Consider the following 3,102-nt stretch of genomic DNA (forward strand, 5'->3'; position numbering starts at 1 on the left):
GTACATAACCGCGCGGATTGGCCGGGCCGCCAAAGCCGATTTCGCTCCATGCATGCGGATGGGAATAGTACGCACTGCAAATGTCATGCAGCACCCGCTCAGTGAAGAACAGCGCAGACGGCATGTCGTTCCATGCATCGCAGTGCAACTCGCCCCGTTGCATCGCCTCAAGCAGCGCGACCTGCGACTCCGCTTCAAGGCTCGCGAATGGCAGCTCGAAGCGCGCGCGACATTCTTCGTCCAGCGCGGCAAGCCCTGAACGCCACGCGTCGCGCAACGGTGGCAGACGAGCGTCGCGATAGCCATCGCCACGATTGCTTGTGAGCTTTGCATCGACGAGCGCGGCTACCGGCACAGGCTGCGCCTCACTGCGCTGCGGCACGATACGGGCGCAAAGCGCGGTCAAGGCACGCCATTCGACTGCGTTCAGGAACACCGGGCCGCGTGGCGTGGCGAGCCGTTGGTCAATGACACTTCTCGTCGCGGCGTCCCATGAGGGGGTATCCCGTTTATTGAGAACGTCGTAGCCCGGGTAGCGTGTCACGGGTGGCAACGTCATTTTTCCGTCTCCCGCAGCCGCAATGCGGCCAGGCCTGCAAGCGCCAGCGCAGAAAAGCTGGGGGGTGCCGGCAGAGGTGGTCCGTTGAGAATGTTCTGGGTCCAATTGCCCCACCCGCCCTGGTTGCGAGCGATACCACGCGCATGAAAACCCATCCCGACAACCCCCAGGGCAGCCGTGATTCGCAGCCACGCGCGCGCGATCCAATGTTCGCGTGGCGCGGCCAGGGCGGCGTGAGCGAGCAACGCGGAGGTCACCGGCACAATAGTGACCGGCGCATACATTGCCGGGTTCTGATACGAACCGCGAAAGTGCATGAGCGCTACCTCGCCCACGGTGCCGATAAGACCCGCAGCAGTGAGCAAACCAAGCGCGCGGCCAGCCGCCATCCCGAGCAGTTGCGGTTCGACAGCGGGTTCATCGCGTAGCCGCTCGGCAACAGCTCCTAGCGCTCCCGATAACAGCAATGCCATCGGCGCCCCGATCGGCGCCGCATAGAACAAATTGTTCCAGCTCCAGCCGCCAGGTCGCTTGAGGATGTTGTAGAGATGAAAAGCTGTACCCGCGGTGCCGGTCGCTCCGGCGCCGAGGTAGATTGCATGCCTTGCCCGGTGCGTGCGCGCACCGGAATCTGCAGCACCATGCAGCCCGGCCGCGAGCGACAGCGCCGACGTGACGAGGGGCGTGAACATGGCTTTATTGGCGAACGACCCGCGATAGTGTTCAATGCCGCTGTCGGTGAGCACCGATAAGGCCAGCAACGCCGAACTGCGATTAAACGCACGCGCGGCGGCTATGTGCGTGGCTGTTTCGCCTCGCGGCGCGGGGTCGGCGGTTGAACGAATTACGCGTTGTCGCGCGAGGACTGCCACCAGCCCCGCAGCACCGGCTGCCAAGCCGACACATACTGCCGCGCGCTGCGATGTTGCACTCATGGCGTCTCCTTCAACGAACTGCGTAGGGCTGTGCATCGGCCCGCCTGAATTCGAGACCGCAGCCAGGGCGCGTCAGATCCGGGGAAATAGCACCGTCAACCGGACGAGGCGCCCCGTCAAACAGCATGGCTTCGATGCGAACGTGATCGTGAAACCACTCCTGATGACGCAGTCGCGGCGCGGCGCACGCGACGTGCAGGTGCAACGCGGGAGCACAGTGCGCAGAAAGGGGTATGTGGTAAGCGTCGCATAAAGCGGCTGCCTGGAGGAAGCCGGTGATCCCGCCGCAGCGGCTTGCGTCGGCCTGCAAGACGTCGACCGCGCGCGCATCGAGCATGCGGCGGAAATAGTCCAGCGTGTAGCCGTACTCGCCTGCGGCAACTTCCATGGCAGCGGGAACGGTTTTACGCAACGAGGACAGGCCCGCAAGATCGTCCGATGACACCGGTTCCTCGAACCATTCAACGCCGCATTCGGCGAAGATAGCGGCGAAGTGAAGCGCCTGCTTTTCTGAAAATGCCCCGTTTGCATCGACGAATAGTCCGCTCTCGCCGATCGCCTCACGCGCCCTGCGCACTCGCTCGGGATCGCGCTCGGGCGCAGTTCCGATTTTCATCTTGACCCAGCGGCAACCGTCTTCTGCAACCCACGCCCCCAGTTGTTCGCTTAACTGAGCATCGGTGTAGGTGGTGAACCCTCCGCTACCGTAGATCGGTATGCTTTCACGAGCGGCACCCAGCGAAAGCACGAGCGGCCGGTCCAACAGTTTTGCTTTCAAATCCCAGAGCGCACAGTCGATGGCCGAGATCGCCGTCGCAGCCATGCCCTCTCGTCCGAGATTACGCACGCGCGTTTGCATGCCAGTCCATAGCGCTTGAATGTCCCACGCATCGTGGTGCAGCACCGCGTCCGCGAGCGCACCCCGGACCAGTCCGACTATGCTCGCGTCGGAGTAGGTATAGCCGATGCCCGTCATACCGCCGGCGTCCACCTCAACCACCACGAGCGTCGATGCATGCCATGCGAACGTGCCATCGGCTTCCGGGAAGTCAGTGGGAATCGAAAAAGCATCCGCCCGGACGTCGGTGATCGTTGCTTCGTGCGTTGAGGTTTTCATGGTTCGCAACCGCGGTGCGTCGTTCGAGTTAATTGTCCTTGCTGTCTTTATGGCCAGGCAGCACGGCGCTCAGCACCTGCTTTGCGGTGTCGAGCAATATGTGGCTCTCGTTCGGATCGCCCGTGAGCAGGCTCGACGCGAAAGCTTTGGCTTGTGCCAGCGTGATGTGCGGCGGCAGTGGCGGCACATTCGGGTCGGCCTTTACTTCGAGCACGACAGGCCGATCTGCGGCGAGCGCCTCGTCCCATGCCGCGCCCATCCGATTCGCATCGTCGACGTATATTCCCTTGAGCCCAATGAGTTCCGCGAACTTGTGATACGGCACGGAGGGAATGTCCTGCGAAGCCTCGAACTTCGGATCGCCCTCCATGACGCGCTGCTCCCAGGTAACCTGATTCAAGTCCTGGTTGTTCAGCACCATGCAAATCCAGTGCGGATTCGCCCACTGCTTCCAGTACTTTGATACCGTAATGAGTTCGGCCATGTTGTTC

4 protein-coding genes are annotated in these 3,102 nt (G+C 62.5%); all 4 read right to left on the reverse strand.

Annotated features, from left to right (window positions below; all coding sequences use genetic code 11):
- Positions 1–559 (reverse strand): gluconate 2-dehydrogenase subunit 3 family protein (locus WCA53_RS04180; protein WP_423905806.1); only part of this gene is annotated, 559 nt, incomplete at its 3' end.
- On the reverse strand, positions 556–1,494 hold the full coding sequence (locus tag WCA53_RS04185; RefSeq protein WP_423905809.1) for a hypothetical protein: 939 nt from the start codon (positions 1,492–1,494) through the stop codon (positions 556–558). The genes WCA53_RS04180 and WCA53_RS04185, both read right to left, overlap by 4 nt.
- Positions 1,495–1,504: 10 nt before the next feature.
- Complete coding sequence (locus tag WCA53_RS04190) at positions 1,505–2,611, reverse strand: enolase C-terminal domain-like protein (protein WP_423905814.1); 1,107 nt, start codon at positions 2,609–2,611, stop codon at positions 1,505–1,507.
- Between the two features lie 28 nt (positions 2,612–2,639).
- Positions 2,640–3,102, reverse strand: a 463-nt coding sequence (locus WCA53_RS04195) for a thiamine pyrophosphate-dependent enzyme (RefSeq protein ID WP_423905818.1), incomplete at its 5' end; no start/stop codon positions are given.

The organism is Caballeronia sp. (assembly GCF_049581465.1).
GTDB lineage: Bacteria > Pseudomonadota > Gammaproteobacteria > Burkholderiales > Burkholderiaceae > Caballeronia.